At 69.7% G+C, this 21,612-nt stretch carries 14 protein-coding genes, 5 pseudogenes and 1 riboswitch; of the genes and pseudogenes, 4 read left to right on the top strand and 15 right to left on the bottom strand.

Features of this window, described 5'->3' with window-relative positions; translation table 11 throughout:
• Nucleotides 1-103: 103 nt before the first annotated feature.
• From cobO to cbiE, 5 genes and pseudogenes are all read right to left on the bottom strand, one after another.
• Nucleotides 104-709 (bottom strand): cob(I)yrinic acid a,c-diamide adenosyltransferase, encoded by a 606-nt coding sequence (gene cobO, locus EKK97_RS15435; RefSeq protein WP_159553184.1) that lies wholly within the window; start codon nucleotides 707-709, stop codon nucleotides 104-106.
• 14 nt (nucleotides 710-723) lie between these two features.
• Nucleotides 724-1,478, bottom strand: a pseudogene (cobF, locus tag EKK97_RS15440) (precorrin-6A synthase (deacetylating)).
• Entirely contained in the window at nucleotides 1,475-2,281 is an 807-nt protein-coding gene (gene cobM, locus EKK97_RS15445; RefSeq protein ID WP_159553186.1) for a precorrin-4 C(11)-methyltransferase, read from the bottom strand. Before cobM ends, cobF begins: the two are co-directional and overlap by 4 nt.
• Nucleotides 2,278-2,679, bottom strand: a complete 402-nt coding sequence (locus EKK97_RS15450) for a cobalamin biosynthesis protein (RefSeq protein ID WP_159553188.1) — start codon at nucleotides 2,677-2,679, stop codon at nucleotides 2,278-2,280. The genes cobM and EKK97_RS15450 overlap by 4 nt, the downstream gene beginning before the upstream one ends.
• Nucleotides 2,676-3,897, bottom strand: a pseudogene (gene cbiE / locus EKK97_RS15455) (precorrin-6y C5,15-methyltransferase (decarboxylating) subunit CbiE). Before cbiE ends, EKK97_RS15450 begins: the two are co-directional and overlap by 4 nt.
• On the opposite strand from cbiE, the pseudogene EKK97_RS15460 reads away from it, so the two are divergent.
• Nucleotides 3,898-4,679: pseudogene (locus tag EKK97_RS15460) on the top strand (cobalt-precorrin-6A reductase).
• Here EKK97_RS15460 and cobJ read toward each other — a convergent pair.
• From cobJ to EKK97_RS15500, 8 genes and pseudogenes are all read right to left on the bottom strand, one after another.
• A pseudogene (cobJ, locus tag EKK97_RS15465) lies at nucleotides 4,619-5,424 on the bottom strand (precorrin-3B C(17)-methyltransferase). The pseudogenes EKK97_RS15460 and cobJ sit on opposite strands and share 61 nt — an antisense overlap.
• Entirely contained in the window at nucleotides 5,421-6,146 is a 726-nt protein-coding gene (cobI, locus tag EKK97_RS15470; RefSeq protein WP_086509926.1) for a precorrin-2 C(20)-methyltransferase, read from the bottom strand. Before cobI ends, cobJ begins: the two are co-directional and overlap by 4 nt.
• An 11-nt stretch (nucleotides 6,147-6,157) precedes the next feature.
• Nucleotides 6,158-6,787 (bottom strand): precorrin-8X methylmutase, encoded by a 630-nt coding sequence (locus tag EKK97_RS15475; RefSeq protein WP_159553190.1) that lies wholly within the window; start codon nucleotides 6,785-6,787, stop codon nucleotides 6,158-6,160.
• Between the two features lie 60 nt (nucleotides 6,788-6,847).
• Nucleotides 6,848-8,110 (bottom strand): cobalamin biosynthesis protein CobG, encoded by a 1,263-nt coding sequence (locus EKK97_RS15480; RefSeq protein ID WP_159553192.1) that lies wholly within the window; start codon nucleotides 8,108-8,110, stop codon nucleotides 6,848-6,850.
• Nucleotides 8,107-11,988: a cobaltochelatase subunit CobN gene (cobN, locus tag EKK97_RS15485; RefSeq protein WP_159553194.1), complete on the bottom strand. Its 3,882-nt coding sequence runs from the start codon at nucleotides 11,986-11,988 to the stop codon at nucleotides 8,107-8,109. Before cobN ends, EKK97_RS15480 begins: the two co-directional genes overlap by 4 nt.
• The gene (gene cobW / locus EKK97_RS15490; RefSeq protein ID WP_159553196.1) at nucleotides 11,988-13,112 is read right to left on the bottom strand and encodes a cobalamin biosynthesis protein CobW; all 1,125 of its coding nucleotides are present in this window, start codon (nucleotides 13,110-13,112) and stop codon (nucleotides 11,988-11,990) included. The genes cobN and cobW overlap by 1 nt, the downstream gene beginning before the upstream one ends.
• A complete protein-coding gene (locus tag EKK97_RS15495; RefSeq protein ID WP_159555820.1) occupies nucleotides 13,109-14,497 on the bottom strand; it encodes a cobyrinic acid a,c-diamide synthase CobB in 1,389 nt (462 codons plus the stop codon). Before EKK97_RS15495 ends, cobW begins: the two co-directional genes overlap by 4 nt.
• Nucleotides 14,497-16,257 (bottom strand): AAA family ATPase, encoded by a 1,761-nt coding sequence (locus EKK97_RS15500; RefSeq protein WP_201296902.1) that lies wholly within the window; start codon nucleotides 16,255-16,257, stop codon nucleotides 14,497-14,499. The genes EKK97_RS15495 and EKK97_RS15500 overlap by 1 nt, the downstream gene beginning before the upstream one ends.
• Before the next feature lie 146 nt (nucleotides 16,258-16,403).
• A riboswitch (cobalamin riboswitch) is annotated at nucleotides 16,404-16,609 on the bottom strand.
• 214 nt (nucleotides 16,610-16,823) lie between these two features.
• On the opposite strand from EKK97_RS15500, the gene EKK97_RS15505 reads away from it, so the two are divergent.
• Genes EKK97_RS15505 through EKK97_RS15515 form a run of 3 tightly spaced genes read left to right on the top strand, consistent with a single transcriptional unit; the run spans nucleotide 16,824 to nucleotide 19,803 of the window.
• Nucleotides 16,824-17,978 carry an ABC transporter substrate-binding protein gene (locus EKK97_RS15505; protein ID WP_479688631.1) on the top strand — a complete coding sequence of 385 codons (1,155 nt, stop codon included), beginning with the start codon at nucleotides 16,824-16,826 and terminating at the stop codon, nucleotides 17,976-17,978.
• 26 nt (nucleotides 17,979-18,004) lie between these two features.
• On the top strand, nucleotides 18,005-19,042 hold the full coding sequence (locus EKK97_RS15510) for a FecCD family ABC transporter permease (RefSeq protein WP_234287162.1): 1,038 nt from the start codon (nucleotides 18,005-18,007) through the stop codon (nucleotides 19,040-19,042).
• Entirely contained in the window at nucleotides 19,039-19,803 is a 765-nt protein-coding gene (locus EKK97_RS15515) for an ABC transporter ATP-binding protein (RefSeq protein WP_159553202.1), read from the top strand. Before EKK97_RS15510 ends, EKK97_RS15515 begins: the two co-directional genes overlap by 4 nt.
• A 56-nt stretch (nucleotides 19,804-19,859) precedes the next feature.
• Here EKK97_RS15515 and EKK97_RS15520 read toward each other — a convergent pair whose 3' ends face one another.
• Nucleotides 19,860-20,627: an ABC transporter ATP-binding protein gene (locus EKK97_RS15520; protein WP_159553204.1), complete on the bottom strand. Its 768-nt coding sequence runs from the start codon at nucleotides 20,625-20,627 to the stop codon at nucleotides 19,860-19,862.
• A pseudogene (locus EKK97_RS15525) lies at nucleotides 20,627-21,606 on the bottom strand (FecCD family ABC transporter permease). Before EKK97_RS15525 ends, EKK97_RS15520 begins: the two are co-directional and overlap by 1 nt.
• Nucleotides 21,607-21,612: the final 6 nt, after the last annotated feature.

Raw genomic sequence — 21,612 nt, forward strand, 5'->3', positions numbered from 1 at the left:
TTTGCCATGGATGGCAAAAGTAGCGCCCAGGGATGGGTTCACAGCGCCCTCGCGATGGCTTGTCGCCGGAGAAGCTCATCATCCCCTCCAGCCGAATCATCAGCTAGAGTTCAATGCCCTTCTGCGCCTTGATCCCCTGCTCCTTGAAGGCGTGCTTGACCACCTTCATTTCGGTGACGGTGTCGGCCAGCTCGATCAGCGCCTCGGGGGCGTGCCGGCCGGTAACGACCACGTGCTGCATGGGCGGGCGGGCCTGCAGGTCGTCGAGTACGCGATCGAGCTCCAGGTAACCGTGGCGCAGCGCGATGTTGAGCTCGTCGAGCAGCACCAGATCGACCGCGGGATCCTCGAGCATGCCGCGCGCCACCTCCCAGGCTGCCTCGGCGGCTTGCACGTCCTTGTCGCGATCCTGGGTATCCCAGGTGTAGCCCTCACCCATCACGTGGTAGTCGACGTTCGACTGCTGGCGGAAGAAGGCCTCCTCGCCGGTCTGGAACTTGCCCTTGATGAACTGCACCACGCCCACCTTCATGCCGTGGCCCAAGGCGCGAGCCAGCATGCCGAAGCCGGAGCTGCTCTTGCCCTTGCCGGGGCCGGTGAGCACCAGCAGCACGCCCTGCTCCTTGTCGGCGCGGGCAATGCGCTCATGCATGATCTTCTGCTTGTGGGCCATGCGCTCGGCATGGCGCTGGGGGTCGACCGTCTTCATTGCACTCTCCTTAATTACACTCGCCGCAACAGGTAGACGTCCATGATCCAGCCGTGCCGTTCACGCAGGGCGGCACGCCGTTCGAGGATCGTCGCGGCCACGTCCACCAGCGGGCCGTCGATCAGGCACTGCTTGTCCATGCCCAGATAGGCCCCCCACCAGATAGTGAGGCCTTCCTGAGGCAGCGCCTGGAAGGCACCGCCGCTGTCGAGCATCACCGCCACGCTCTCGGCGTCACTGGGCCAGCCGCGCTCCCGCAGTCGCCGGCCCGTGGTGATCAACACCGGTTCGGCCAGCGCATTCAGGGGGATGCGGTGGGCAGCGGTGAGTGCCTGCAGGCTGGTGATGCCGGGCTCCACGCGTATTTCGAGCGCTTGCCCCTTGCCACCTAGACGCTCGGCAATACGCAAGCTGCTGTCGTAGAGCGAGGGATCGCCCCAGATCAGCATACCGACCCGCCCGCCCCGGGGCAGGTGCGTTGCCATCAGGTCCGCCCACACCTCGGCAATGGCGTCGTGCCAGTCGTCCACCGCGCCCAGATAGTCGGTGCGGGCATCGCGGTGCGGCAGATCGAACTCCACGACCCGGGTGCGGGATGACGCCTCGAGCAGATCGCGACACAGCAACCGGCGCAGGTCGATCAGGTCCGACTTGGTTTCCCCCTTGCGCGGCAGCAGGATCAGGTCCGCCTGGTTGAGCGCCCGCACCGCGGCCAGGGTGACATGCTCGGGTTGCCGGTGCCGATGCCGATCAGCGAGAGGTGGATCATCGCTCACTCCTCTTATCGACCCTCTCGCCGGCGGCGAAGGGCGAGTCCGCCGACTGCGGCCGAAAGCGGCGGTCGTAGCCAACCGCATACAGGCAGCTCTCGGCAAAATCCTCGCTCTCCAGCACCGGCCCCACCAGGATCAGCGCGGTGCGCTGCAAGGCGTCGTCGACCAGGGTTTCCACCGTCGCCAGGCGCCCCCGCACCACCCGCTCGTTGGGCCAGCTGGCCCGCCAGACGATGGCCACCGGGCACTCGGCGCCATAGTAGGGCAGCAGCTCGGCGACGACCTGGGACAGGTTGTGGATGGAGAGGTGGATCGCCAGGGTGGTGCCGCTGCTGGCGAAGTTGGCCAGGGTCTCGCCCGCCGGCATGGCGCTGGCGCGCCCCGGGGTGCGGGTCAGCACCAGCGATTGCGCCACCCCCGGCAGGGTCAGCTCCTGGCCCAGGCTGGCAGCCGCCGCAGCGAAGGCCGGCACGCCCGGGGTGATGGTGTAGGGAATCGCCAACTCGCGCAGGCGGCGCAGTTGCTCGCCCAGGGCCGACCATATCGACAGGTCGCCGGAGTGCAGCCGGGCCACGTCATGACCGGCAGCATGGGCGGCGCGCATCTCGGCGACGATCTCGTCGAGGGAGAGCGGCGCGGTATTGACGATACGGGCGCCCTCCGGGCAGTGGGCCAGGATCTGCTCGGGCACCAGCGAGCCCGCGTAGAGGCATACGGGAGACGATGCGATGAGATCCCGGCCCCGCAGCGTCAGCAGGTCCGGCGCCCCGGGGCCGGCACCGATGAAGTGTATGGTCATGTCGACTCTCCTGGCGGCAGTGACGCTCGGGCCAGCGCCGCAGTGGCCATGCGATCCGCAGAAACCAGCCGGGGCGCGAGCAGGGTCGCCCCCGGCCCCGCCGCCAGCAGGGCGATGGCCTCGGCGACGCTGCCCGTGCCCCGGGCCGTCAGGCTATGGCGGGAGTGCGTGAGGGTAGCGACCGATGGCAGCGTTTCGTCTTCCACGCAGATCACAGCAAGGCCCCTCGCGCGTCCCAGCGCCTGCACTAGCGCCTGCTTGGACGCTGCCGCCGCCAGGCGGTCGACGGGGCCATAGCGCGCCTCCAGCTGTGCCAGCAGGTCGGCCAGCGAGGCCAGCGGTGCCGCGCGGCGAAAGCCGAAGCCGACCACGCGCATGTCGTTCGATGCCGCCGTCATCGGGTCACCCGCCACTGCACGATGGGGTAGCTGGCCTTCCAGCCGCGACGGTTGCCGAGGGGAGCGGCGCTGGACAGCTCGATGCGCAGCAGCTCGCCGCCGGCCCGCCGCTGCCACTCGGCCAGCAGGGCCTCGGACTCCAGGGTCACTGCGTTGGCGACCAGGCGCACCCCGGGCGGCAGGCGCCGCCACAGCGCCTCCAGCAAGGTGTCCGATAGTCCACCGCCGATAAAGACCGCCTCGGGCGCTGGTGCGTCTGCCAGGGCACCCCTTCCAACATCGCCACGGCATCGCCTTCCACCACCTCGAGCCAGTCGACGCCGAGGTTGTCGGCATTACGCCGCGCCCGCGCCGCCCGCTCGGCGTGGAACTCGAAAGCCACCGCCTGGTTCTCTGGATGAACCAGCAGCCACTCGATGGCGATCGAGCCCGAGCCTGTGCCGATGTCCCACAGCCGCTCCCCCGCTACCGGGGCCAGGGCGGCCAGGGTCATGGCGCGCACGGCCTGCTTGGTGATCTGGCCATCGTGCTCGAACAGCGCGTCCGGCAGGCCGGGCGTCAGCGGCAAGGCCGGCCCCTCACCGGCCACCTCAAGCCCCACCGCCACCGGGTGGGCGATATCGCCGGGCAGGGCGGCATCCGCCCGTATACAGCGAATGCGCTCGTCGTCTCCGCCCAGCGCTTCCAGCACGTGAAGCCGCGACCCACCGAAGCCGAAGCGCACCAACAGGCAGGCCAGTTCATGGACGGCGTTCCCGTCCCGCAGCAGTACCAATAAGCGTCGGTTCGGCTGCAGGTAGGGCCGGATGCGCGTCAGCGGCTTGGCGTGCAGGCCGAGGCAGGTACACGCTTCCAGCGGCCAGCCCAGGCGCCCTGCCGCCAGGCTGAAGGTGGAAGGGGCTGGCAGGGCCCGCCACTCCGCAGCGGGCAGATGGCGCGCCAGCGTGGACCCGGCGCCGAACCAGAAGGGATCGCCGGAGACCAGCATGACCACCCGCCGGCCCCGCTCGGCCAGCAGTCGAGGAATGCCCTCGGCGAAGGGCACCGGCCACTCCCGCACCTCGGCGGACAGCGGCGGCAGCAGGCGTAGATGGCGCCGGGCGCCGAACACCAGCTCGGCGGCCTCCAGCGCCTCGCGGCTTGCCGCGGTCAGCCCTTCTGTGCCACCTTCCCCCAGCCGAGCAGGGTCAGCCAGGGAGCGTCGTCAAGGTCCGTCATATGAAAATCCTGATTCTAGGGGAACCACTGAGGCCAGTGCCCTGGCGACCGCGCTGGCCGAGCGCGAGGTCCCGGCCCTGTTCAGTTATGCCGGGCGAGTGAGCACTCCCAAGCCACAGCCGCTGCCCACCCGGGTCGGCGGGTTCGGCGGCGTGGCGGGCCTGGCCGCCTTCCTGACGGAGCAGCGCATTACCCATCTGGTCGATGCCACCCACCCCTTCGCCGAGCGGATGAGCCGTAACGCCGTGGCCGCGGCAAGCCACAGCGGCATTCCGCTGATCGCCCTGACCCGCTCGCCCTGGGTGCCCCAGGCCGGGGACCGCTGGGAGCCGGTCGCCAGCGTCGAAGCAGCGGTGAGCGCCCTGGCCGGCCCGGCCGAGCGTATCCTGCTGGCCATCGGGCGCCAGCAGCTCGCCGCCTTCGCGGCGCAGCCCCAGCACCACTATCTGCTGCGCCTGGTCGACGCCCCCGAGACGCCACCGCCCCTGCCCCGCCACCGCATCGTCCTCGACCGCGGCCCCTTCACGCTGGACGGTGACCTGGCACTGCTGCGCGAGCACGGCATCCAGCGCGTCGTGTGCAAGAACGCCGGCGGCACCGGCGCCATCGCCAAGCTCGACGCCGCTCGCCGGCTGGGCGTACCGGTGGTGATGATCGAGCGGCCAGTGCCGCCGCCCCGGCGCGAGGCGCATTCGGTCGATGCGGTGTTGGCCTGGCTGCATCACGGCTCGGCTCCTGAGTCAGGCCTTGAGTCAGGCCCCAGGGCCGAGCGCGGGGTATAGACCCACGGCACGCCCTCGCGCCGGATTAGGCGCGTCTGGTTGGAGCCCACCATCACCAGGGTGCGCATATCGGCCATCTCCGCCGTGGCCTCGCCCAGGGTGGAGACGCTGAGCGACTCTTCCGGCGTGGAGACGGCCCGGGCGAACATGATCGGGCGCTCCGCCCCGCAGGCCTCGCGCAGCACCTCGAGAGTGCGGACGAAGCCCTCCGGCCGGGCGCGGGAGCGCGGGTTGTAGAAGGCCATGGCGAAATCGGCCTCGGCGGCCAATCGCAGACGCCTTTCCACCAGCCCCCAGGGCTTGAGGTTGTCGGAGAGGTTGATGCAGCAGAAGTCGTGGCCCAGCGGTGCCCCAGGCGTGCACTGGCGGCCAGCATGGCGGAGATGCCCGGCAGCACCTGGATGTCCAGCTCGCGCCACTCGGGCTCGCCGGCCTCGAGCGCCTCGAACAGCGCCGCGGCCATGGCGAACACCCCGGGGTCTCCCGAGGAGACCACCACCACCCGCTGCCCCTCGGCGGCCAGCCGCAGCGCCTGCTCCGCGCGGCGGAGCTCCTCGCGGTTGTCCGAGCCGTGGCGCGTAAGTCCCGGCCGCGGCGCCACCCGTTCGACGTAGGGCACGTAGCCCACCACGTCGGTGGCCTCGTTCAGGGCGGCGGAGACTTCCGGGGTGATCAGCGCAGCATCGCCCGGACCGAGGCCGACCACCTTCAGCCACCCTTCCTTCCCCCACTCAGGATCTCTCATGGCCGCCTCCCGTTGCCATGGATCACCACGATGGAGAAGTAGGGCACGCTGTCGCCGACCTCGCGGAACGGCCGTATCCGCTGCTGCGGCATGGCGGCGTACTCGATCAGCCAGGCCTCCTGCTCCCGGCCGGCCTCGGCCAGCGCGCGCTGCAGCTTGGCCAGGTTGCGGCCGATCTTCATCACCACCAGGGCATCGGTCCGCGCGATGTGCTCGACCAGCGTCGCTTCGGGCAGGGTGCCCATCAGCACGGTCATGATGTCGTCGCCCCAGGTCACCGGCTGCCCGGTGGCGGTCCAGGCGGCGGACATGCCGGTGATGCCGGGCACCACTTCCACCGGCACCCGACCCTGCAGGCGGGTATAGAGGTGCATGAAGGAGCCGTAGAAGAACGGATCGCCCTCGCACAGCACCACTGCATCGCACCCGGCCTCGGCGATCTCGCGGAGCTGCGCGACGCTGTTCTCGTAGAAGGCCGCCAGCAATTCGTTGTAGAGCGGGTCGTCGAAGGGGATTTCGGTGGTGACCGGATACTCCAGCGGAATCTCGATCGCGTCGGGCGCCAGCAGGCCCTCGACGATGCTGCGGGCATGGCCGCGGCGCCCCTTCTTGCGGAAATAGGCGACGTGGGTGGCCCCGCGAATCAGCCGGTCGGCGCGCACGCTCATCAGGTCCTGGCTGCCGGGGCCGAGGCCGACGCCATGGATGGTGCCCGGTGTGATGGTTGCTTGGCTCATTCGCTGCGATCCGCCATGGCATTGAGGGCGGCCACCGTCACCGCGCTGCCGCCGAGGCGGCCTTCGACGATCACGCAGGGAGCCGCGGCGCTCTCCCACAGGGCCTGCTTGGATTCGGCGGCCCCCACGAAGCCCACCGGACAGCCGATGATCGCCGCCGGACGCGGGCACGCCGGGTCTTCCAGCATGTTGAGCAGGTGGAACAGCGCGGTGGGCGCATTGCCGATCGCCACCACCGCCCCGTCGAGATGGGGCCGCCACAGCTCCAGCGCCGCCGCCGAGCGGGTGGTGTCCAGCTCCCGGGCCAGCTCGGGCACGCACTCGTCGTGCAGGGTGCAGATGACGGCGTTGTCCGCCGGCAGGCGCTTGCGAGTGATGCCCTCGGAGACCATGCGTGCATCGCACAGGATGGGAGCGCCCTGCTCCAGCGCCGTCCGGGCCCGGTTCACCGCATCGCCGCGGAAATGGATATGCGCGGCGAGTTCCACCAGCCCGGCGGCATGGATCATGCGCACCGCCACCGGCTCCTCCTCCGGCGCGAAGCGCGCCAACTCGGCCTCGCGCCGGATGATGGAAAAGGACTCCCGGTAGATGGCCGGGCCGTCCGTTTCATAGACGTGAGGCATTCATTCTCTCCAGATTCACCATCAGTGTTCTTGTCCACCGGGAGCTTTGGTCCCCGGCGCTCATCTAGCCCACCGCCTTGAAATCGTTTCCAGCGCCTCGGATTCATCCAGGCCGGTGGCCACCGGCGTCCCATCGGCGCGACCGCCGACGATCAGGTCGAAGCGTCCCTCCCGGCCGGTCAGGCAGAGGTCCGTCGGCGCCTGGCAGGCGCAGCCCTTGACGCAGCCGGACAGGTGCACGCTGCGCGATCCCTGGCCGTCCAGCCGTTCGGTCAATTCCTGAGCCAGGCCCAGGGTCGCCACGCTGGCCTGCTCGCAGTAGGGCGCGCCCGGACAGGCCTGCATGGCCAGGCGCGGATCGCTCTCGCTCTCCAGCAGCCCCGGCGGCGAAGACGCCCCGACGGGAAAGCCCTCTACCAGCAGCCGCCGCCAGGGGGTGAGCCGCACGGCGCCGACCGAATCCGACGAGGCTGACGCCGCCACGACTGACTCCGCCACGATCAGGGCCCGCAGCGTCGCCGCCGGTGCCCGCCCGAACGGCAGGCCCAGCACCCGGCCCCAGGCGTGCTGTCCCAGGGCCGGCACGCAACCGGCGGCGGCAGGCCGCTGCGTAGCAGGCGCCCAGGGCGGCAGCGGCGCCGGGTGCCGACGCATGCGGCCGGCGTCGATCCCGCCGCTGTCGACGAACCAGTGCAGCAGGCAAATCAGCAGCTCGACGGCGGCCGCGGGCGAGTCCACCGGGGTGCCCTTTTCCCGCCCGTCGGCACGGACGAGCAAGGCGCCCGAAGACTGCGCCGGCAAGCCCCCTTCCAAGCCCCTTTCCAAGCCCCCTTCCAGCGAGCGTTCGATACGGAAATCCGCCGAGACTTCGCCCAGCAGCGGCACGGCGCCGGCATCGATGGCCACGCCCATCTTGGCCGGCAGTGCCGGCAGCGCATCGAGCCGGGCTTCCAAGCGTCGCGCCACCTCATGGGTGGCGTCGCCCGGCTGCCAGTCGGGCGCCAGCAACAGCGGCAGCCGACGCTCCTCCTGCGGGTCTGCCGCCACCAGGCCGTGCTCGACGAGAAAGGTCATCAGCCCGGGCCAGCTGGCGTCGGATACGCCGCGCAGCTGCAGGTTGGCCCGATTGGTGAGTTCGATCAGGCCGCTGCCGAAGGTCTCGGCCGCCTCGCACAGGGCCAGCATCTGGTGCCGGGTGAGCCGCCCCAGCGGGGGGCGCACGCGCACCAGTAGCCCATCGCCGGAAGCCATGGGGCGCCAGGCGCCGGGACACCAGCCCTTGATGCGCGGCGCGCCCGCCGGCCGATTCGCCTGGTTCGTCATGGCGCCGCCACCTCCCGGGTTTCGTCGATCTCCAGCAGCAGGTCCTGCAGGGCCGGGCCCTGTTCGCCGGGCTCCCGCCACAGGCCGCGCTGGATGGCCTCGAGCAGGCGCTCGGCCATCTCCTCCATGGCCGCCGGATTGTGCTTGCGCAGGAACGCCTGGTTCTCGTCATCCAACACCAGCGCCTGGCTGACCTGGGCATACTGGTAGTCGGCCACCAAGTCGGTGGTGGCGTCGTAGGCGAACAGGTAGTCCACCGTTGCCGCCATCTCCGCAGCCCCCTTGTAGCCGTGTTCGCGCATGGCCTCGATCCACTTGGGGTTGAGCACCCGGGAGCGGATCACCCGGGCCAGTTCCTGCTCGAGGCTGCGCATGCGCGGTCGCGCCGGATTGGCATGATCGGCGTGATAGATGCTCGGTGCCTGGCCGCTGAGGGCGCGGCTGGCGTTGGCCATGCCGCCCTGGAAGGCGTAGTAGCCGTTGGAGTCGAGGATGTCGTGCTCGCGGTTGTCCTGGTTGTGCATCACCGCCTCCAGCCCTTCGAGTTGGTGCTCGAAGGCCGCCCGGGCCGCCACCCCCGACTCGGGAAACTGGCCGTAGGCGTAGGCTCCGCTCGCCAGGTAGGCGTCGGCCAGGTCATCGGCGTGCCGCCAGGCGCGCTCGTCGAGCAGCCGGTTGAGGCCGGTGCCGTACTCGCCGGGCCGGCTGCCGAAGACCCGATAGCCGGCCTCCCGCGCCGCCTGCTCAGGGGAGCGGCCCTGCGCCTCGAGCTCCTGCCGGCGCGCCATGACCGCCGCACGGATGGTGTTGGCCTCCCCCGGCTCCTGGTACTCGGCCACCGCCCGTACCGCCCGGTCGAACAGGCGGATGACGTTGGCGAAGGCGTCGCGGAAGAAGCCGGAGACCCGCAGGGTGACGTCCACCCGCGGCCGCCCCAACAGCATGGCGGGAATCACCTCGACGTCGATCACCCGCCGCGAGCCCAGCGACCACACCGGCCGCACGCCCATCAGGGCGAAAGCCTGGGCGATGTCGTCGCCGCCGGTGCGCATGGTGGCGGTGCCCCAGATCGACAGGCCCAGCCGCCGCGGATAGTCGCCGTGATCCTGCAGGTAGCGCTCGACGAAGGCCCGGGCCGAGACCTCGCCCAGCGACCAGGCGGCCGGCGACGGAATCGAGCGGTTGTCGACGCTGAAGAAGTTGCGCCCGGTGGGCAGCACGTCCAGACGCCCGCGACTGGGCGCACCGCTCGGCCCGGGCGGAACGAAACGCCCCGCGAGGCCGGCCAGCAGCGACTGGATCTCCATCTCGACGCCGCGCTGCATGGCCGCCCAGAGCCCGCTGCGCACATGGCGCAACTGCTCGGCGGTGGCCGGATAGTCATGGGCCAGGCTGGCCAGGCAGCCCTCCGCCACGACGTGCGTCTCCACCAGGCGGTGGGCGAGCCGCTCCAGGCGCTCGCGGGTATCGGCAGCGCTGCGCCAGGGGGAATCATCCAGCTCGGCCAGCGCCGCCGGCCGCGGGCCGTGCCAGGGCTCGGCCCCGGCCGCCAGGGGGTCGAATGCCGGCGGCAACCCCAGGTCGGCGGCCAGGTTGTGCAACAGGCCGCGCTGGGCCGGCTGATCGCCCCGCGGCAGCCGCAGGATGGCGACCAAGGTCCCGGCCAGCTTGTCCCGCGGCGGCAGGCTGCCCAGCACGTGCAGGCCGTGGCGGATCTGCGCCTCCTTGATGTCGCACAGATAGGTGTCCAGCTCGTTGAGCAGGCGCTCGTCATCCACCTCCCCGGCCACCTCCCCGCCTGTTCTGCCCTGCGCCAGTTCGCGGTCGATGCCGGTGTCGCGCAGGTGGACGAGGATGCGCTCGCGCAGCAGGGTCTCGCGTCGCGGATCCATGCCCAGGGCCTGGTAGTACTCGTCGGTCAGCGCCTCGAGTTCGGCCATGGCGCCGTAGAGTTCGGCACGGGCCAGCGGCGGCATCAGGTGATCGACGATCACCGCCTGGCTGCGGCGCTTGGCCTGGGCGCCCTCGCCCGGGTCGTTGACGATGAAGGGATAGAAGTGCGGCAGCGGCCCCAGGGCGACGTCCGGCCAGCACTCGGCGGAGAGCGCCGCGCTCTTGCCCGGCAGCCACTCCAGGTTACCGTGCTTGCCGACGTGGATCAGCGCATCCACCCGGTAGTGCTCGCGCAGCCAGAGATAGAAGGCCAGGTAGCTGTGGGGCGGCACCAGCTCGCTGTCGTGGTAGCTCTGGAGCGGATCGTCACCCAGGTCGCGTAGCGGCTGGATGCCGACGAAGGTTTCGCCCAGGCGAATGCCGGCGATCATCAGCCGGCCCTGGCGATGCTTGGGGTCCTCGCTGGGTGCGCCCCAGCGCCGCCACACCGCCTCCTGCAGGGCCTGCGGCAGGGTCCGGAACCAGGCCAGGTAGTCATCAAGGGCGATGCTCTGCCAGCAGCCGCGCTGGTCCAGCCCGCGGGGGTCGTTGGTCACCCCCGCCTGCAACCGCCGTATCAGGGCATCGCCATCCGCCGGCAGGTCGTCGACCGGATAGCCCGCCGCGGCCAGGGCGCGCAGGATCGCCAGCGTCGAGGCCGGCGTATCGAGGCCGACGCCGTTGCCGATGCGGCCGTCGCGGTTGGGGTAGTTGGCCAGCACCAGCGCCAGACGCTTGTGCCGGTTCGGCGTGCGCTGCAGGTCGCTGAAGCGCCGCGCCAGCCGGGCGACGAAGGCGGCGCGCTCGGGGTGCAGGACGTGGCGGATCACCGGCAGTTGGCAGCGCTCGCTGTAGTGGGCCTCGCTCTTGAAGCCCACCGCCCGGGTCAGGATGCGGCCATCCATCTCCGGCAGTACCACCTGCATGGCCATGTCGCGGCTGCGCAGGCCGCCGGCCTCGGCCTGCCAGTCCTCCTCGGTGCTGCTGGAAAGGATCGCTTGCAGCACCACCGGCCGACCGACGAAGAGCCCCGCGAGGTCCTGGTCGAGCTGCTCTTCCAGCGGCGCCTCGCTCTCGTCGGCATGGCGATTGACCGAGAAGCCGGTGGTGTTGATCACGATGCCGGCCCCGGTCTGCTCGATCAGGTGGTTGACGAAGGCCAGGCAGGCCGGCTCCTTGAGCGAGGCCACCGCCACCGCCAGAGGCGCGAACCCCTGGGCCTCGAGCACCTCGAGCAGGCCATCCAGCACCGCGGTGTTGGCGCCCTGTAGATGGCTGCGATAGAACAGCAGCAGACAGACCGGGCGCGTCCCATCCTGCTGCCTTCGCCACTCGTTGAGTGTCACCGCCGGCTGGCCGTGCGGGGATTGCCGAGCGGGCGTTGCGGGCAAATAGAGCAGCGCCGCGGGCAGCGCCTGAGGCTCGCGCCACGCCAGCGGCAGCCCAAGGCACTCGCTACCGACACAGCGCAGCAGCTGCTCGGCGTTGTCGACCCCACCCTCGCGCAGGTAGCGCCACACCCGATGGGCCGTGGCGACAGGCACGCTGGAGTCCGCCAGCAGGGCGTCGTCCGGGGCGTCGCAGCCCGGCACCAGGATCAGCTGACGGCGCCGGTCGGCAGCGGCCCAGGCCAGTAGGCGATCAAAGCCGTAGCGCCAGTATCCGCTGCCGCCCAGCAGCGAGACGATCACCAGCCGCGCCTGTTCCAGCACCCGGTCCTCGTAGAGGTCGTAGGCGGCCGGCTTGATCAGGTTCATCCAGTTGGCCAGGCGCAGCGAGGGAAATCCCTCGCCGCCCGCCTCGGCCAAGCGCTCCGCCGCCTGGGCCAGGGCCGACAGGCTGCTGTCGGCGGCCGACAGGATGACGATCTCGGCGGGGCTCTGCTGCAGATCGACGATACCCTCGTCGTCGACGAAGCCCCCCGGCTTGGCGGCGAAGAGATGCATCAGGCGCTCGTCGCGATCTCGACGTCCGCCAGGGCGGCGTGCAGCGCCGCGCCATCCAGCCCCTTGCCGATGAAGACGAGCTGGGTGGCGCGCGGCTCGTCCTGCCCCCACAGCCGGTCGAAGTAGCCGTCCAGACGTTCGCCCACGGCCTGGATCACCCGGCGCATGGGCTTGCCGGGAATCGCCGCGAAGCCCTTGGCGCGATAGATCTCGTGATGCTGCAGCAGCTGCTGCAGGCGCGCCGCCAGGGCCTCGCCGTCGACCTCGCCCAGGCGGATCACGCAGGAGTCGAAGTGATCGTGGGCGTGGTCGTGATGGGCGCCCTCGGCGTGGTGGCGATCGTGGTGGTTGTCGATACGGTCGATGCCCTCCTCGCTGGCCGCGCCGATGCCCATCAGCGCCTCCAGTTGGGCGCGGTCCTCGGCCAGCCCCTTGTCGATGAACAGGGTCTTCACCGAGGCCGGCACCCGCTGGGCGACCAGCGCTTCCACCCGAGCCCGTTCGGCCGGGTCGAGCAGGTCGGTCTTGCTGACCAGCACCAGATCCGCCACGCTGAGCTGGTCGTCGAGCAGCTCGCGCAGGCTGGGATCGTGATCGAGGGATTCGTCGGCCCGGCGCTGGGCCTCCACCCTCTCCACGTCGTGGGCGTAGCGGCCGGCGGCCACCGCCGGGCCGTCGACCACGGTGATGATCGCATCCACGGTGCAGTGCTGGCGCACCTCCGGCCAGTTGAACGCCTGCACCAGCGGCTTGGGCAGGGCCAGGCCGCTGGTCTCGATCAGGATATGGTCGATCGTGTCGCGGCGGGCCATCAGCTGTTTCATGACCGGCAGGAACTCCTCCTCCACGGTGCAGCAGATGCAGCCATTGGCCAGCTCATAGATGCCGTTTTCGATCTCGACCGGGGCGCCGCCCGCCTCGTCGCGGCCTTCTTCATTGCCCTCTTCACAGCTCAAGGCACAGCCGCGCAGCAGGCTGGAGTCGATGTCCTGCTCGCCGAACTCGTTGACGATGACGGCGATGCGCTTGCCGGTGACCTGGCGCAGCATGGCGGCCAGTAGGGTGGTCTTGCCGCTGCCCAGGAAGCCGGTCACCACCGTGGCGGGGATCTTGTTCAGGTTCATCCTTGGGACTCCTCGGGGGTAAGGGAATGAGTCTCTAAAGCGCTTGCCGGCTGCCCGCTCGCCATGAGCAGCCGGGCCAGGGCGTCGGGGTTGTCGGGAAAGAACAGATGCAGGTAGCTGGCCGTGAGGCCGCGCTGGCGATAGATCGCCTCGCCCGGCGCGGGGTGGCGCTGACGCCGGCAGAAGGCGATGGGCGCCGGCGTGCCTTCCGCCACCGAGCGGTGATGCGCGTGGCCTCGCACCGGCCCCTCCGGCAGCTCGGCGGTCTGCATGCCCTGGCAGCCGCGGCGGCCGCGCATGGCGCCGTGGCCCGGCAGCAGCCCCAGCAGGGTGTGGGTCTCGCCGTCGATGTCGGTCAGACTCTCCAGGCAGTAGAGCAGGCCGCCGCACTCGGCGAGGATCGGCTTGTCGGCGGCGAAGAAGCGGCGCAGCTCGTCGCGCATCGACGCGTTCGCCGCCAGTTGGGCGGCGTGCAGCTCGGGGTAGCCGCCCGGCAGCCACAGCGCATCGCAGGGGGGCAGGTGGCGGTCGGCCAGGGGCGAGAAGAAGCGCAGAGTCGCCCCCATGCGCTCCAGCAGATCCAGGTTGGCCTGGTAGATGAAGCTGAAGGCCGCGTCCCGGGCCACGCCGATGACCCGTCCCTGCAGCGAGGGCATGGGCGGCTCGGCGGCCTGCCGCGGCGCCTCGAAGGTGACCGGCGGCAGCTGCAGCAGCGCCTCCGCCAGCCCTTCGGCATCCAGCGCCCTGGCGCCGGCCTCGAAGCGCAGCTCCAGCTCGGCGCGGATCTCGTCGGCCTGCACCAGTCCCAGGTGGCGTTCCGGCAGGGTCAGCGCGCCGTCCCGCGCCACCGCGGCCAGCAGCGGAATCTCGGCAGGCAGTGCGGACTCGATCAGCTCACGGTGGCGCTGCGAGGCGCAGGCGTTGGCGATCAGCCCGGCGATGAGGATGTCGTCGCGAAAGCCCGCCAGGCCGGCCACCAGCGCCGCGGCGGTCTGGGCCATGCCCTTGACGTCCATGACGATGACCAGCGGCAGGCCGAACAGGGCGGCCAGGTCGGCGCTGGAGGGCTCGCCGTCGAACAGCCCCATGGCGCCCTCCACCAGGATCAGATCCGCCTCGCAGGCCGCCTCGAAGAAGCGCTGGCGGCAGTAGGTCTCCCCCGCCATCCACAGATCGAGCTGATCCACCGGCCGGCCAGAGGCCTGGGCCAGGATCTGAGGGTCGAGGTAGTCCGGCCCGGTCTTGAACACCCGCACCACCTTGCCGCGGTTGCGCAGCAGCCGGGCCAGCGCCGCGGTCAGCGTGGTCTTGCCCTGGCCCGAGGCCGGTGCGGCGATGAACAGCGCGGGACAGGCTGCGCTCGTCCGCTCGACAGGTTCCTGCATCACGCCTGGCCTCCTGGCCATGAACGGCCCGCCGACAGCGGCAGGCGACAATAGCGGGCGCCGAGCTGCTCGGCGATGGTCTCGCCCCGCCCCCGCCTGACGGCGGCCTGCTCGGTATCGACGACCAGGCAATCGCCCAGCGCCGGCAGGCCGGCCAGGGATTGCCGGGTGCGGCCGTCGGTGATCAGGTAGGTGCGTATTCGCAGGTCGGCCTCCTGCCGCCGCCACTGGCGAATCAACCGCGCCGCCTGCAACACGACCTGGCGCAGCGGCGTACCGCCGCCCCCGTCGGCGCTGTCGAGCCGCTCACGCAGCGCCTTGGGCGCACGGCGGCGCAGCAGGATCGGCGTGACACCGTCATTGCCGAAGCCGAGCACGGCCATTTGCTCGCGGGCGGCATAGGCCTGCCGGGCCAGTTGCTCGACCAGCCCCTTGGCCCGCCCCAGCAGTTGCCGCCCCAGGGTCGAGGCGGAGGTATCCAGCAGCACCAGATGAACCGTCGGCGGGACGATTCGCGCCTGGCGATACTGCAGTCGGCGCCAGGGCCAGCGACCGCGATTGGCAATCAGGGTGGCGAACCAGTCCGGCCGGGGCGATGCCTGGTAGGAGCGACGCTGATGGCCCCGACGCCTGGCCGCTGGCATCGGGGGAACCATGACGCCATCGGGTCCACGCTCATGGGCGACAATGTCCGACAGGCTCGGGGCCGGCACGCTGACGCTTTTCTGCGCTACCGGCGGCATGGCGCCCCACTGCCCCTGGCCGCTCGAGCCTGACGTGCCGCCACCGGGACCTGCCGGCCCGCTCGACGCAGGTGGTGTACCGGAGCTTGGCGTACCGGAGCTTGGCGGCGGCGGTGGCGGATTATGGTCCGGGTGCCTGACGGGCTCCTGGGTAGGCGGCGAAGTCCGCCGATGCGCCAGCACCCAGGGCCCGACGACATCCAGATCCTCCCTGGCCACGGCAGCGGCGCCGCGCCAGGCGGCGTGGGCCTGGGCCGCACGATGCCAGGTCACGTCCGCCCGCAGCCCTTCGACGCCGGCCGCCTGACAACCCAGCGCGATGTGCTCGTAAACCCATGCCTCGCTGACGATCTCCGGCAGCGCCGACTGGGCACGCCGGATACGCTGGGTCAGCGCTGCCTGGGCCTCGGCGTGACGTGCCACATAGCCCTGGGGGTCGCGGTCGAAGGCTTCGCGTTGCTGCACGATGGCGATGCGCTCTTCCACGCTGACCGAGGCGTGCTGCTCGAGGCAGAGGCCGAAACGATCGAGCAGCTGCGGGCGCAGCTCGCCTTCGTCCGGGTTCATGGTGCCGATCAGGCGGAAACGCGCGGGATGGGAATGGCTGACACCGTCGCGCTCGACGACGTTGGTACCGCTGGCGGCCACGTCGAGCAGCAGGTCCACCAGCGAGTCCGGCAGCAGGTTGACTTCGTCGACGTAGAGCACGCCGCCGTGCGCCTTGGCCAGCAGCCCCGGCTGGAAGGCCGCCTCGCGCTCGGCGAGTACCCGCTGCAGGTCCAGGCTACCAGTCAGGCGCTCCTCGCTGGCCCCCAGGGGCAGGGTGACGAAGGGCGGCCGACGCCCTTCGCCATCGTCAGGCAGGATCGCCGCCAGGGCCCGCGCCAGGGTGGATTTCGCACTGCCACGCGGCCCGCTGATCAGCACCCCGCCGAGCCGGGGGTGGATGGCGTTGAGCAGCAGCGCGGTCTTGAGTTCTGTCAGGCCGACCACGGCGGCGAAGGGAAACTCGCTCACGGGAGCCTCGCCATGCACCGGCTGGACAGGCAGCGGCACACGGCCGACAAGGCATCGGTCGTAAACGGCGACAACCCCGCGGGAGGGGCGGATAGAGCGAACGTAGACACGGCATCTCCTCGGTGCCCACCGCACCGTTACGGGATGATGATGGATTGATGGGCCGGTCTCCGGGCTCGAGGAGGACGCCAGAACGACGTCGAAGCCTGCACCTTCCCAGCACAATGCCAGTGGTTCCTGCAGGCGACTCACTCATTACCGTTGCGGGGGCAGCGATGGAATTGGCCTACGGCCTCACCATACTTCCCGATTATCCCCTAGACACAGGGGCACCCATTTCAGTCGGACCATCGTAAAGGAACTGCCGCAACCAGCGCAATGCGTAGCGTGCCCTGGCCTGACCTCAGTGCCTGCGGTGGCTGATTGCACAGCAAACTCTCTCGCAATCGACTGAAAACTCTAGATTTCACAGGTAGGAAAAAGCTTCTCCGTGCAGCGCCAAGACGCTACGGAAACCTCAACCTCGAAGGAAATTTTGGGGTTGTATTTTACCGCAGGTTTGAATCATGATCCTCGCCATTCGCACACGGCATCTCAGGCCAATGGCAGTGAATCCACGGCCGGCGCGAGGACAGAGATGGCAGCAATGCCGGGTTTCACGCCAAATCATCCGAAGAATTCTCCCAGATTCCGGACACCGACCAATGAAAATCGCTCGCCATTTCCTGCTTCCATTATCGCTAATTCCCGCCTCATTCGCCATGGCAAGCGATACGGAATATCCATTGACCCTTACCAATTGTGGCACGGAAATCAGTTTCTCTTCCGCTCCTGAAGGCGTCGTTACCGTTGGACAGTCCGCCACCGAGATTCTCTATTCCCTGGGCCTTTCCGATCGGGTGCTCGGCACCTCGGTCTGGTTCAATCCCGTGCTGCCTGAGTTCAGCGAGGTCAACGCCGGCATCGAACGGCTGGCCGACAATGACCCGAGCTTCGAAGCCGTGGTGAATCGTCGACCGCAGCTCGTCGCGGCCCAGTACGAGTGGCATGTAGGACCCACCGGCAGCGTGGCGAGTCGCGAACAGTTCCACGAGTTGGGTATCGCCACTTATGTGATGCCCGCCGACTGCGACACAAAGGACAACAGCACCGGGGGCGACGGCACCCGTACCGCCGCCTTCTCCCCCACGCACGTCTACAAAGGCATCACCGAGCTGGCTGCCATTTTCGATGTGCAGGAAGCCGGCAAAGCCCTGGTGACCGATCTCGAAGCTCGTGAAGCCGACGCCATTGCCAAGGCCGAAAGCCTGGAACTTCCTCCAGATCTGTCGGCAGTATTCTGGTTCTCTTCTCCCGATAGCTCGGTGGATCCTTACGTGGCAGGCCGGCTCGGCTCCCCCGGTTACATGATGGAGAAACTCGGTATTCAGAACGTCATTCAATCCGATGAAGAATGGCCTATCGTCGGTTGGGAAGCCATTGCCCGCTCCGACCCTGACCTGATCGTGATAGCGCGCATGGATCGCCGGCGCTTTCCCGCTGACGATATCGAAGAAAAGCTGAATTTCCTGCATAGCGATCCGGTGACCCGGGAGATGACGGCGGTGAAGAACGGCAACATCATCGAGATGGATGCTCATGCAATGAGTGCCACCATGCGCACGATCTTTGGCCTGGAAATGCTGGCCGATTCCTTGACGACACTCTCCTTCGAACGATGAATCTGGCCGCAGCAGTGCAGTTACCAATGGTTTTTCGATGGCGCTGGGTCTGGCTCGCGCCATCGACGCTGTTCCTGGCCGTGATGGCCGGCACCGCGATCGGCGAAACGGCGATTCCGCTGGAGACCATTCTCAAGGTATTGGCGAACCGGCTGTGGGGAGCGGAGCATGCCGTCGACCGAATCGACGCCGGCATCATCTGGAATTACCGGCTCAGCCGCGCCATCCTCGCCGCCTGTTGCGGTGCCGGGCTGGCCTTGTCCGGCGTCGTCCTGCAAGCCCTGCTGCGCAACCCGCTGGCCGACCCTTTCCTGATGGGAATTTCCGCCGGCGCCTCGACCGGCGCCGTGGCGGTCACCATCGCCGGACTCGGTGCCGGCGTCGTGACGCTCTCGCTCGGCGCCTTTGCCGGTGCGGGGCTGGCGTTCTCCCTGGTGGTACTGCTCGCCCGTGCCGCCGGCAGCGGCACCGGGGGTGGGCGCAGCGCCCAGGCCGCAGGTGCCATCATTCTGGCCGGTATCGCCGGGTCGCAGCTGTTCAATGCCCTTACCGCCTTCATCATTGCCAAGTCGGCGAATGCCGAACAGGCCCGGGGCATCATGTTCTGGCTGATGGGCAACCTCTCGGGGGTGCGCTGGGACGACGTCACCCTGGGCCTGCCCGCCGCCCTGGGCGGCCTGCTGGTGTGCCTATGGTATCGGCGCGCCCTGGACGCCTTCACCTTCGGTGCCGACAGCGCCGCCTCGATGGGCATCGCCGTGCGCCGCGTGCGGGCGATCCTGATCGCCGTCATGGCGCTGGTGACGGCAACGATGGTGTCGATGGTCGGCGCCATCGGCTTCGTGGGGCTGGTGATTCCTCATGCCATGCGCTTTCTGGTGGGCAACCGCCACACCCGGCTGATACCGGCATCGGCGTTGGCCGGCGCCGTGTTCCTGATCGGCGCCGACATCATCTCGCGCGTCATCGTGCCGGGGCAGGTGCTGCCGATCGGCGTGGTCACGGCCCTGGTCGGGGCGCCGGCTTTCGCCGTCATTCTGATTCGTGGGACGAGAAGACGATGAAACTGACCGCGGAAAGCGTCGGCTGGGCAATCCACGGGCACAAGCTGCTGGATGACGTCAGCCTCGGCATTGCGCCCGGCGAGACCTTCGGCCTGATCGGCCCGAACGGCTCGGGCAAGACCACGCTGCTGCGCGTACTGGCCGGACTGCAACGACCGAAGCGTGGGCGTGTGCTGCTGGACGACCGACCGATGCAGGCAATGCCGCAGCGCGATATCGCCCGTAGCATCGCTTTCGTCGAGCAGCAGGCGGAGACTCACGAGCGCATCGGCGCCAGGGAGGTGGTGGAGCTGGGCCGCACCCCCTTCCTCTCGCCGCTGCAACCCTGGACCGAGCAGGATGACGCCATCGTCCACCGCGCCCTCGAAGACGTCGGCATGCTGCCCCTGGCAGAACGCCTCTGGCACACCCTCTCCGGCGGCGAACGCCAGCGCGTGCACATTGCGCGCGCCCTGGCTCAGCAGCCGCGCATTCTGCTGCTCGACGAGCCCACCAACCACCTCGACATCCGCCACCAGCTCTCGATCCTGCGGCTGGTCAAGCAGCTGCCGGTGACGGTGGTCATCGCCCTGCACGACCTCAACCAGGCCATGGACTGCGACCGTATCGGCGTGATGGAAGCCGGCCGGCTGGTCGACCTCGGCACGCCCGAGCAGGTGCTGACCGCCGCCAGGCTGCGCCGCACCTTCGGCGTGCAGGCCGACATCATCGAAGACCCCGTCGATCGACGCCGGATCATGCGCTTTCGCTGCGCACTATGAAAAGTCCGACTGAGGAGCCCGACTGATCAGCCCGATGCTGGCTCCGTCAGCGTTCCTCATCTAATGGGCACGAACACCGGGGCGCCGTCGATCTCGGCGGTGGCCAGGCGCTGGCCATAGAGCCGCTCCAGGGCGGCGGGTACCAGCATGTCTCTGGCCGGCCCCCAGCACGCCTCGCCGTCGGGATAGAGCAGCAGCAGGTGGTCGCACCAGCGTGCCGCCAGGTTGAGATCGTGCAGGCACATCATCACCGCGCGGCCCTCGGCGGCCTGCTCGGCGAGCAGCGCCATCACCGCGCTCTGGTGATGCAGATCGAGATGGTTGGTGGGCTCGTCGGCGAGCCAGATCTGCGGCGCCTGGGTCAGCACGGTGGCAATCGCCAGGCGCTGGCGCTCCCCTCCCGAGAGCGTGCTGACCAGGCGCTCGGCCAGGTGATCGACATCGAGCCGCTCGAGCGCCGCCTCGGCCAGGCGCAGGTCCTCGCCACCCTCCATCTGCCACGCCGACAGCCACGGATGCCGACCGATCAGTGCGGTCTCGCGCACCGTGGCGGGAAAGCCGTCGTGGCGCTCCTGGAACACCAGCCCCAGCTTACGCGCCACCTGTCGCCGGCCCAGCGCCGCCAGCGGGCGGCCGTCGATCAGCACCTGCCCTGCCCGCGGCCCGCGCAGCCCAGCCAGGGTGTGCAGCAGGGTGGTCTTGCCGGCGCCGTTGGGACCGAGCACGCCCCACACCTGCCCCGGCTCGACGCTGAGCGTGAGCGCCCGGCCGTCGCGCCGCCCCGGCACGTCGATGACCAGCTCGCGGATCTCGAGGCGGTTCATCAGCGGCTCCGGTACAGCAGATAGAGGAAAGTGGGTACGCCGAGCAGCGCGGTGATCACCCCCACCGGCAGCTGCTCCGGGGCGATCATGGTACGCGCCAGGGTATCGGCCAGCACCAGCAGGGTGCCGCCGGCCAGGGCGCAGGCCGGCAGGATCAGGCGCTGATCGTTGCCCAGCACCAGACGCAGCATGTGCGGCACCACCAGGCCGACGAAGCCGATGCTGCCGGCAGTAGTCACCGCCGTGGCGGTGAGCACGCTGGCCACGACATAGATCGTCCACTCCAGCGGTCGCACGTTGACTCCCAGCGCCGCCGCCTGCAGCGGGCCGCGCGCCATGACGTTGAGGCTGCGCCCCAGCGGCATCAGCAGCAGGCAGATGACCAGCAGCAGCGCCAGCGTCGGCCACGGGGAGCGTGAGTAGGAGAGATCGCCCATCAGCCAGTAGAGCATGCCAGGCAGGCGCTCGGCGGGGCTTATCGCCAGCATTAGGGTGATCACTGCACCCCAGCCGGCGGCCACTACCACGCCGGTGAGCAGCAGCCGCGACGGGGTCCAGCTACCGGTGCCGTGGGCCAGGCCGAACACCAGCAGCGTGGAGAGAAAGGCCCCGGCGAAGGCGGAGCCGGTGATCACCGCCCCGCCCAGCCCGCCAGCATCGCCGCCAGCGCCCCCACCGAGGCCCCGCCGGAGAGGCCCAGCACGTAGGGGTCGGCCAGGGGATTGCGCAACAGCACCTGCATCAGAGCACCGGCCACGGCAAGCAGGCCGCCCACGGCAAAGGCCGAGAGAGAACGCGGGATGCGCAGGTCGAGAATCAGCGTACGCGCCAGGGGGCTGCCCTGGCCGCGCGCCACCGCCCAGACGTCGGCGAGCGACAGCGCGGCACTGCCCAGGGTGACCGACAGCAGCAGCGCCGCCAGCCCCAGCAGCGCGAGCACGGCCAGCGGCGGCCACAGTAAGCGCCGGGGCGTGGTCATGCCGGC

Origin of the sequence: Billgrantia tianxiuensis (assembly GCF_009834345.1) — a bacterium.
GTDB lineage: Bacteria > Pseudomonadota > Gammaproteobacteria > Pseudomonadales > Halomonadaceae > Halomonas > Halomonas tianxiuensis.

Excerpts from the sequence above, each read along its gene's own strand:
- cobO (WP_159553184.1), bottom strand. The coding sequence starts at position 709 with ATGAAGACGGTCGACCCCCAGCGCCATGCCGAGCGCATGGCCCACAAG.
- cobM (WP_159553186.1), bottom strand. The coding sequence starts at position 2,281 with ATGACCATACACTTCATCGGTGCCGGCCCCGGGGCGCCGGACCTGCTG.
- EKK97_RS15450 (WP_159553188.1), bottom strand. The coding sequence starts at position 2,679 with ATGACGGCGGCATCGAACGACATGCGCGTGGTCGGCTTCGGCTTTCGC.
- EKK97_RS15475 (WP_159553190.1), bottom strand. The coding sequence starts at position 6,787 with ATGCCTCACGTCTATGAAACGGACGGCCCGGCCATCTACCGGGAGTCC.
- EKK97_RS15480 (WP_159553192.1), bottom strand. The coding sequence starts at position 8,110 with ATGACGAACCAGGCGAATCGGCCGGCGGGCGCGCCGCGCATCAAGGGC.
- cobN (WP_159553194.1), bottom strand. The coding sequence starts at position 11,988 with ATGCATCTCTTCGCCGCCAAGCCGGGGGGCTTCGTCGACGACGAGGGT.
- cobW (WP_159553196.1), bottom strand. The coding sequence starts at position 13,112 with ATGAACCTGAACAAGATCCCCGCCACGGTGGTGACCGGCTTCCTGGGC.
- EKK97_RS15495 (WP_159555820.1), bottom strand. The coding sequence starts at position 14,497 with ATGCAGGAACCTGTCGAGCGGACGAGCGCAGCCTGTCCCGCGCTGTTC.
- EKK97_RS15505 (WP_479688631.1), top strand. The coding sequence starts at position 16,824 with ATGATCCTCGCCATTCGCACACGGCATCTCAGGCCAATGGCAGTGAAT.
- EKK97_RS15510 (WP_234287162.1), top strand. The coding sequence starts at position 18,005 with ATGGTTTTTCGATGGCGCTGGGTCTGGCTCGCGCCATCGACGCTGTTC.
- EKK97_RS15515 (WP_159553202.1), top strand. The coding sequence starts at position 19,039 with ATGAAACTGACCGCGGAAAGCGTCGGCTGGGCAATCCACGGGCACAAG.
- EKK97_RS15520 (WP_159553204.1), bottom strand. The coding sequence starts at position 20,627 with ATGAACCGCCTCGAGATCCGCGAGCTGGTCATCGACGTGCCGGGGCGG.